The 6,140-nt window shown below is 68.9% G+C and carries 7 protein-coding genes; 6 read left to right on the top strand and 1 reads right to left on the bottom strand.

Features of this window, described 5'->3' with window-relative positions; all coding sequences use genetic code 11:
• The first annotated feature begins 61 nt into the window (after positions 1-61).
• The 3 genes from ABR738_RS37665 to ABR738_RS37675 all read left to right on the top strand — a co-directional run bounded on the left by ABR738_RS37665 (position 62) and on the right by ABR738_RS37675 (position 2,416).
• A complete protein-coding gene (locus ABR738_RS37665) occupies positions 62-352 on the top strand; it encodes a hypothetical protein (protein WP_350235032.1) in 291 nt (96 codons plus the stop codon).
• Positions 353-985: 633 nt separating this feature from the next.
• A complete protein-coding gene (locus tag ABR738_RS37670; RefSeq protein ID WP_350235015.1) occupies positions 986-1,270 on the top strand; it encodes a hypothetical protein in 285 nt (94 codons plus the stop codon).
• Positions 1,271-1,336: 66 nt separating this feature from the next.
• Positions 1,337-2,416, top strand: a complete 1,080-nt coding sequence (locus ABR738_RS37675) for a hypothetical protein (RefSeq protein WP_350235014.1) — start codon at positions 1,337-1,339, stop codon at positions 2,414-2,416.
• Between the two features lie 111 nt (positions 2,417-2,527).
• Here the strand turns inward: ABR738_RS37675 and ABR738_RS37680 are convergent, their stop codons facing one another.
• Positions 2,528-3,493, bottom strand: a complete 966-nt coding sequence (locus ABR738_RS37680; protein ID WP_350235013.1) for a hypothetical protein — start codon at positions 3,491-3,493, stop codon at positions 2,528-2,530.
• 161 nt (positions 3,494-3,654) lie between these two features.
• Here ABR738_RS37680 and ABR738_RS37685 point away from each other — a divergent pair, with 161 nt between their 5' ends.
• The 3 genes from ABR738_RS37685 to ABR738_RS37695 all read left to right on the top strand — a co-directional run bounded on the left by ABR738_RS37685 (position 3,655) and on the right by ABR738_RS37695 (position 5,611).
• Positions 3,655-4,371, top strand: a complete 717-nt coding sequence (locus ABR738_RS37685) for a hypothetical protein (RefSeq protein WP_350235012.1) — start codon at positions 3,655-3,657, stop codon at positions 4,369-4,371.
• Between the two features lie 182 nt (positions 4,372-4,553).
• Positions 4,554-5,378, top strand: a complete 825-nt coding sequence (locus tag ABR738_RS37690; RefSeq protein WP_350235010.1) for a ParA family protein — start codon at positions 4,554-4,556, stop codon at positions 5,376-5,378.
• Positions 5,375-5,611: a hypothetical protein gene (locus tag ABR738_RS37695; RefSeq protein ID WP_350235009.1), complete on the top strand. Its 237-nt coding sequence runs from the start codon at positions 5,375-5,377 to the stop codon at positions 5,609-5,611. Before ABR738_RS37690 ends, ABR738_RS37695 begins: the two co-directional genes overlap by 4 nt.
• Positions 5,612-6,140 lie beyond the last annotated feature (529 nt).

Consider the following 6,140-nt stretch of genomic DNA (forward strand, 5'->3'; position numbering starts at 1 on the left):
CAGAACATGTGGGAGCCCACCCCCGAGGACCCCGCGATCATGCAGATCGGCCCTGGAACGAGTGCGGATCGAACTGTCCGACGACGGCAAGGAGATGGCGATCGAGCTGCTGCGCAACCTCGGACGCGAGGCCCTCATCTCGGTCGTCATCGTCACCCAGGACGCCACCAAGGACTCACTGAGCGACGCCATCGCGGACGTGCCCGGCCTGCGCATCATGCTGCCCTGCCGTGCCCACGACGTACCCCTGGTGGTCGGCCGCGCGGACGCGGTCTCCCAGGGCTGGTGGCCGCACCTGCTCGTGCCCTCCCCGAGCCGGACCTCCCGGCCGACGCCGGGCGCTTCTACGTGATCGCCCCGCGCCACCGCGAGCCGATCCTGCGCTACGCCTCGCTGCTGCCACCCGACGAGGCCGCACGCCGGGTCGAGGAGCGCCTCAAGGCGCCGCGGCCACGCCTGACCCTCGGCGGGCACCGCCCGACGGCAGTGGTCGAAGTGCCGCCGCAGGTGCGGCGGTTGCTCGACGCGTTCGCCACGCACAGTGATCCCGAGGTGCTCACCATCACGGAGCTCGGCGACTACCTGGCGGCCGCCGCCCCGGACGTCTACGGCCGCTGGGAGGGGAAGCCGAACCGGAACACGATGATCGGGCGGACCATCAAGTCCGAGCTGAAGGCCGCCGGCGTCACCGTCTCCTCGGAGCGGCTGGGAGATCGGCCGGGCAAGCCGTTCGCCTACCGGCTGACGGACATCAAGGGCACCCTGTTCGTGATGCGTCCGCGTCACGTCTCCGGCACGTCCCGGCCTGCCCCGGGTGCGTCCTGGCACGTCCACAGCCCGTCACCAGGGCCTTCGGCGCGTCTGGTTGATGCGTCGACGCGTCCGCTCCAGACGCATCACATTCGCGTTCTGACCTGCGTGGACGCGTCGGACGCATCGAAAAGACACCCCCTTTGGAGGGCCTGTGGCCACCGCCAATCCAACAATGCACGCCCGGACCGCCGCCGACGCCCTCGCGCGCCTGGTGCGCGACGTCCGTACCGGGCGCGCCCGATGGACCCACCCCGAGCATGTGCGCCAGAGCACGGACGAGCTCACACGCGCGGCCGAAGCCATCGCGACCGTGGTGGGGGAGATGACCGCCGCCCTGGCCCTGCTCGGACAGCCCGGCCCGCACGCCCAGCAGACCAACGCCGCCCTACACCAGGCCGCCCAGGGCGCCACCGTCGCGGCCGCGCAGCTGCGCCAGGCCCGCCGCACCATGCACTGACCGTCACCACCGTTGAGGGGAACTTCGTGTGCCCGTACGCCACTTACACCGCCGAGCGGGGGCCTGATGCTGCTCAAGGATGACCCGTGCGGCAACATCATCGGCCTCGCGGGAGAGTACTGCCGCAGTGGTCAGAAAGGCTCCAAGCCCGACGCCCCGAAGCTCGACAAGAGCGACCCACTCACCAATCTCGCGCTCTCGATCGCCAAGGGCGCCGACTGGACGGCGGGCCAGCTCGGGAAGCTGGTGAGCGGCGACAAGGGCGCGGTCGACTTCACCGGCGCCAACTTCGTGCGGCAGTACGCCATCGTGTTCGCGGCCGCCACCTTCCTCGTGCTCGTGCTGTGGCTCCTGGCCGTGGCCAAGCGAGCCATGCGCGGAGCCTCGCTCACCACCGCGATATCCGAAGGGGTCGGCTTCCTGTGGCTCGCGGTTCTCGCCACCGCCTTCACGCCGCTCGTGCTGTACGTCCTGGTCTCCGCTGTCGACGCCGTCACCGATGCACTGACGGCCGCGCTGGGCTCTTCTCCCGGCGGACTGTTCACCTCGATGGGCAATGACCTCAAGAACGGCAAAATCGGCGGCGGACCGCTGATGCTCGCCGCCGTCAGCTTCGCCACGATCGTGCTGTGCGGGCTGCTGTTCCTGTTCCTGTACATGAGGACGCTGGCCCTGTACGTCGGAGCCCTGCTCGGCGTCCTCGTGTACGCCGGTGTGGTCGACAGGAACCTGTGGGGTCATGTCCGCCGGTGGGCGGGATTCATGGTCATGCTCGTTCTGGTCAAGCCCGTGATCGTGATCGTGCTCGGCCTCGCGGCGGTCATGGAGGCCAACGGACACGTCGTCACCGGCCTCGGCGTCACCGTCGTCGCGATCGTGGTCGGGATCTACACCGTCTGGAAGATCCCGGGAATGGGCGACGCGGTGCGCACCGCCCGGTTGGCGGCCCGCACCGTCGGGGGCGCGGCCCGGACCGTCGCCGGCCCCCGCACTGCGACGGCGGGAGTTCAGTCCGGGATTCAGGCCCATGCCGGACGCGGCGACAGTGGGCGCACCAGCGCCGGCAGCCAGCGCCCCTCAAATCCACTCTCCGGCGGCATCTCGGCCCACTCCCAGCGCACCCCGAAGCCGAAGAGCAAGGACTGACCGGGGCGGGACATGGGTGAGCGCCAGCATTCCCGGCTTGCGGTCATGCTGGCGCTCACGAAGGGCCACCCAAAGCGGGGCGGGAGTTCTCCGGGGTCCGGTGGACTCCCGTCAGACGGCCCGGCGGCGGGTGCGCGTCGAGGAGAGCTCCGGCTCACCGTGGCCGTCGGCGAGCCAGTGGGCGTGTTCCCAGACCGGCTCGGTGCCGGCCGCGATGCGGTGCAGGAGCACGGTCAGGCTCCGTCCATCGGCGGCGGCCCGGGTGGTCTGCTCCCAGGCGAGCGTGGTGCCACTCTCCCGGTCCCAGGGCTCGCTCGCCATCGAGGAGTACTCATCGCGGGTCCAGGCGAACCAGTGCCGCCACAGCCGGGTGACGTAGTCCGCCTTCTCGGCGCTCTCGCGGTGCGGGCGCAGCCAGGCGTGAGTGTCCCGGTCGCTGTGGAGGTGCTGACCGGGCGGCGTGACGAGGATGGACGGGTAGCGGCAGGCCGGGCCACGGTCGGTCTCGTGGACGATCCGGCGCCCGTCCAGGAGCACATCGAGCCGATCCAGCAGAGCCTTCCGCTCGGCGCTGCCGTACGCACCGGCATCTGCCTCGTGAAGCAGCTCCTGGTCGTGGACGCGGACGGCGGCCACGGTCTGCGGCGGAGACTGGTCGTCGGGCCCGGCCCCCACCACCAGGAGCACGGCGCCGGTGTCCTCGACGAGTTCACGCGCGAACCGGCGCGCCTTCACATGGGCGGCGTACACGGCGACCGCGTAGGAACACGGCTCGCACCAGCGACCCCGGCCCAACGGATAATCCCTGCGGGCCCGGCAGCGCCGACACTCGTACTGCAACTCGCGCGCGCGGTCCAGGACAGCGCGCTGCGCGGGCGAGCACGCGCGCTTGGCGACCGCCCTGTCGTCCTCGTACAGCGGCGCGTAGCAGTTGCCGTGGTACAGAACCTGGCCCACCGGATCCGAACCCGGCCGCAGCCCCCGACCGTCGAGCTGGGTCTTCGTGGACAACCCCTCGGGCACACCGCCCCACCACGTGTAGCGGACGAGATCCGGGAGCGCGGGGACATACGACACTACGACCTCCTTGACGCTGCTGCACTTGCCCCGAAGATAGGGCCGCTGACACACTCACGCAACTATCAAAATGCGCTCTGAGCTGCACAGATGCGCACTATCTAGCTAGATAGTGCGCCCTAGGGTGGCGGGTTATCTAGCTAGACTTACACTCTGGTGCCATGTCGCTTCGCCCCTTCGTCGTCGCCGTCGAGCCCGAGCACATGGCCCGGCTCAACTTTGCAGTCTCGGCCGCCCGCACCGCCGAGCTCGACTGGCTGAAGCAGGCCCACGAGGACGAGGGCACCAAGTACATGCGGGGCCGGGCCCTGAGCGAGGCCCGCGCCCGGATCCGGGTGGAGCGGGCCAGGCTCCGCGCGAAGGGCAAGCTGGCCGGCACCCGCGACCTGGTCCTCGCGCGCGAGGTGCGGGCCGAGCTCCGGTCACGCTCGATGCTCGGCCCGTACGAGCCGCTTCCCGAGGACCAGGTCGCGACCCCCGGCCGCAGGGTCGGAACCGGCCCCCAGCACTACAGCCGGTTCAGCGGTGACCAGCCAACGACCCTCACCGAGCGCATGGCCGTACGACTGCCCGCTGAACTCGGCGAGCAGCTCGTACGCTCCTGCCACTGGGTCTCGGCCCCCGCCGTCGAGGCCCTGCTCGAATGGCAGCAACTCTGGGGCGACGGCCCCACCGTGATCATGCGCGAGGCCCAGCGCAGAGGCGGCGCCACCCTTCTCGACATGCTCTGCGCCGCCTTCGCCAAGCGCCCCACCGCCGACGCCATACTCAAAAAGTCCCAGCTCCAGAGGCAGATCATCACCACCGGCGACATCTTCCGCAGCGCCATCGACCGGCTCCCCGAGCCGCCTCCGGAGCCGGACACCGCAACCGACTGACATCACAGCACACAGGCCAGGGGCCATTTCACCTGCCTGTTTGCGGTCTATCAAGCTAGATAGTCCGCGATTAGGAAGCGGGTCGGCGACGTCTGGGCCGTGCTGGTTCACTCACCTGACATGCTGGCTCGCTGACGAGCCAGCCATTCGGCGAGCTGGCTCACTGACGAGCAGGAGGGCTGATGGCATCAGGGACTTTGGCACGGCGGGCCGTACGGCGGACGGCTGTGCTCAACAACAAGGGCGGGATCGGGAAGAGCACCACCGCGGTCCGCTTGGCCGAGGCGCTGGCCAAGCGGGGGAAGCGGGTGCTCCTGGTCGACATGGACCCCCAGGGCAACGCCACCCGCAGACTCGGCGTCCGCTACGAGGAGGGCGCGCCCAGCATCAGCGAGGCGATCCTCGCCAACAAGGTGGGCGCCGCGGCCGGCGTGATCCGCGACATTTCCTGGGACGCCGACTACGCCGACCGCATCAAGGTCTGCCCGGCCTGGCTCGAACTCGAAGAGCGAATGTACGAGGCCGGCGCGCCCGGCTCTCATCTCCGTCTCGCCAAAGCCCTCCAGGGCGCCGACGACGATTTCGACGAAACCGTCCTCGACTGCCCGCCGTCGCTGTTCCACCTGGCGAACCTCGCGCTCGCCGCCGCGCACCAGGCCCTCATCGTCACCGAGGCCGAGCAGGACTCCGTACGCGGAGCCAAGCGGGTCCGCCAGCACATCGCCGACAACAAGTTCCAGCTCCACAACGACGAACTGGAACTGATCGGCGTCATCGTCAGCCGGATGGAGAACACCACCCCGGTCGACATCGCCCAACTCGCCTCGATCCGCACCCTGTTCGGCGACCTCGTCTGGGACCCGATCATCCCCCGCATCAAGCTCGCCAAGGTCGCCGACAACAACGCCCTGCCCCTGGCCCAGGTCCGCGGCCGCCAAGCCGGCCAGCTCCGAGCCGTCTTCGAGCTGCTCGCCGACACCTATGAGAAGAGGAGCGTCACCGTATGAGCCCCAAGAAGTTCGACGTCGCCCAGGACGACGAACCCGGAACCGTTCCCGTGGTACGCAGCAGTACCAGGAAGACCGACCCCGTCCGCCGGCGCCGCCCGCACTTCGGCTCCTACATGGACGCCGACCTCCAACGCGAGTTCAAAATCGCCTGCATCGCCGACGGCATCGAGATGCAGGACGGCCTCGAACAAGCCGTGCGGCTCTGGCTCAGCAAACGTCCCACCACCTGACTCGCTGGCGAGCTCGCACGCCAGCTCGCCAGCACTTCGCCAAACCATCTCGCCCAGCATCCGACTTACCCCCCTCCCCCATCCCTGCTGCGGGAGCAGCACAACCGGCACCCAAGCCCCCCAGACGGGGCCCCAGCCCCTTCCGCCGCCACCCCACAGGCCGGAGGGGCTCGCAAGGTCCACAGACCCCTACTTAGAGGCCCGCAGAACTCGGCGCTAGACCGTGCGCGAGTGAGCCACCCAAAGCGGGGGGAGCAGGGGGGACCGGCAGCACCGTTGCCGAGTGACCTAGGTCGGGCCGAAACGATCAAGGAAAATTATAATTGCATGATGCATCTAGTGCTGGGTTGTGATGGGTTTTCCGAAACTCTCCATACGCGCCTACATGGAAGGTTATCGGGAAACCCATCACAACCCAGCACTATTGCAGGTCAGAGCGTTTTGGCCCCGCAGCACGCGACAAGGTGCTGGTTTCATCTATCGGAGGGAATGGATTAACCTTAGCAATACGTAACTGAACGAAGTACAG

The organism is Streptomyces sp. Edi4 (assembly GCF_040253615.1).
Taxonomy (GTDB): Bacteria; Actinomycetota; Actinomycetes; order Streptomycetales; family Streptomycetaceae; genus Streptomyces.